The organism is Bacteroides sp. AF32-8BH (assembly GCF_003435205.1).
In the GTDB taxonomy this organism is placed as follows: Bacteria; Bacteroidota; Bacteroidia; order Bacteroidales; family Bacteroidaceae; genus Bacteroides; species Bacteroides ovatus.
The window spans coordinates 1-1,931 of sequence record NZ_QVLZ01000106.1 but is presented as its reverse complement, the minus strand read 5'-3'; the positions used below and the strand labels follow the sequence as shown (position 1 = coordinate 1,931).

The 1,931-nt window shown below is 50.2% G+C and carries 3 protein-coding genes and 1 pseudogene; 3 read left to right on the top strand and 1 reads right to left on the bottom strand.

What is annotated here, in order from left to right; all coding sequences use genetic code 11:
- On the top strand, positions 1-687 hold a 687-nt coding region (locus DWZ47_RS30190; RefSeq protein ID WP_147330803.1), incomplete at its 5' end, for a site-specific integrase.
- A 17-nt stretch (positions 688-704) separates the two neighbouring features.
- The gene (locus DWZ47_RS30185) at positions 705-1,097 is read left to right on the top strand and encodes a hypothetical protein (RefSeq protein ID WP_117515681.1); all 393 of its coding nucleotides are present in this window, start codon (positions 705-707) and stop codon (positions 1,095-1,097) included.
- A 223-nt stretch (positions 1,098-1,320) separates the two neighbouring features.
- Here the strand turns inward: DWZ47_RS30185 and DWZ47_RS30550 are convergent, their stop codons facing one another.
- Entirely contained in the window at positions 1,321-1,713 is a 393-nt protein-coding gene (locus DWZ47_RS30550; RefSeq protein ID WP_158569987.1) for a hypothetical protein, read from the bottom strand.
- Between the two features lie 33 nt (positions 1,714-1,746).
- On the opposite strand from DWZ47_RS30550, the pseudogene DWZ47_RS31220 reads away from it, so the two are divergent.
- Positions 1,747-1,931 (top strand): annotated as a pseudogene (locus DWZ47_RS31220) (plasmid recombination protein); the annotation flags it as partial.

Genomic DNA, 1,931 nt, shown 5'->3' with positions numbered 1-1,931 from the left:
ACCGTGTGGGGCTACATGATTGTGTTGAAACACATCGTTTCCATTGCGAGGAACGACGGGCGTTTGCCGTTCAATCCCTTTGCCGGATATATCAACTCTCCCGAAAGCGTGGATAGGGGCTACCTCACCCAAACGGAAATACAGACGCTCATGAACGCACCCATGAAGAATGCCACCCATGAACTTGTACGGGACTTGTTCGTCTTTTCGGTGTTCACGGGTTTGGCGTATTCGGACGTGAAGAACCTCACCGCCGACCGCCTGCAAACATTCTTCGACGGCAACCTTTGGATAATCACCCGAAGAAAGAAGACCAACACCGAATCGAACATCCGCCTTTTGGACGTTCCCAAGCGTATCATCGAGAAGTACAAGGGGCTGGCAAGGGACGGTCATGTTTTCCCCGTTCCGAGCAACGGAAGTTGCAACAAAATACTCAAAGAGATAGGCATACAATGCGGTTTCAAGGTGCGCTTGACCTATCATGTTGCACGCCACACGAACGCCACGACCGTGCTTCTGTCGCACGGCGTACCCATCGAAACCGTAAGCCGCCTTTTGGGACACACGAACATAAAGACCACCCAAATTTACGCCAAAATCACCGCCCAAAAGATAAGCCAAGACATGGAAACCTTGTCGCACAAGTTGGAGGACATGGAGAAGAATATCTGCCGAGCCATCTAATTAAAAACAGAATACCGATGAAAGAAGAAAGGAATATTATCACGATGGACGGGCAGGGCAATATCTCCCTGCCGACCGATATAGGTGCAACCGCCATGACCGAGCGGGAAATCTGCGAACTGTTCGGGGTTATCGCCCCGACGGTTCGGGCAGGGATAAAGGCACTCTGCAAAAGCGGAGTTTTGAATATATATGACATAAAGCGCATTATCCGCATATCGGACAGATACAGCGCGGAGGTTTACAACCTCGAAACGATAGCCGCCCTCGCTTTCCGTATCGAATTGTTCGGGGCGGCGAAAGTCCGCAAGGCATTATTAGAGAGGATTATACACGGGAGAAAAGAGAAAACGACGGTATTCGTGTCGGTTGTTTCGGACGGCAAGCCCAACAGCCGTTGGCAAGCATGATGATATATCAACATACCAACATATCAACATACCAACATATCAACATACCAACATACCAACATACCAACATATCAACATACCAACATGCAAACGTACCAGCATACCAACATGCAAACCTATCACTATGGTGATATATATTGCAGGTTCTATTCCTCTTTTCAGAGGAAAGCGGAGCAATCATTTCCGTTTACAAAGGCAAAGCAAGCACGGGGCTTTATGTCGGCTAAAAGGTCAAGCGGCTGCACCGTTTCCCGATAAATCTTCCTCTCGCTTCGCTGCGAGCGTATTTATCGGGAAAACCTTGTATCCGACCGCCCCGTGCAAAAGAGCCTTTGAAAACGGAAACGACCGCCCCGCCACCCACCGACCGAAAGGAAAAAAATAAGGTGGGGTTACGGGCAAGCAGGCGGCAGGGACAGCCATAGCCGAAAGGCAGACGGGCAGACGGACGGCACGCCGCAGGGTATTTACGAAGAAAATACCGTAGCTTATTAGGGAATTTTCCGAGCCGCAATACTACGTATCGCTGAAAATTCCCCAATAAGGCAAGGGGCAAGCCCCTCTGCACACCCCATCGGGGACGGCATTTGCCGCCCCCGAAGATACAAAAAATCATTGTTTCACAAGCCAAAAAAGAAAGGAAGAATATATGGGTTTCGTAGTTTTACACATGGAAAAGGCGCACGGCAGCGACAGCGGAACGACCGCACATATCGAGCGTTTCATCATACCGAAGAACGCCGACCCCACACGCACGTACTTAAACCGCAGGCTCATCGACTACCCCGACGGGGTGAAAGACCGTTCGGCGGCTATACAGCAGAGATTAGAAGA

Excerpts from the sequence above, each read along its gene's own strand:
- DWZ47_RS30185 (WP_117515681.1), top strand. The coding sequence starts at position 705 with ATGAAAGAAGAAAGGAATATTATCACGATGGACGGGCAGGGCAATATC.
- DWZ47_RS30550 (WP_158569987.1), bottom strand. The coding sequence starts at position 1,713 with ATGATTTTTTGTATCTTCGGGGGCGGCAAATGCCGTCCCCGATGGGGT.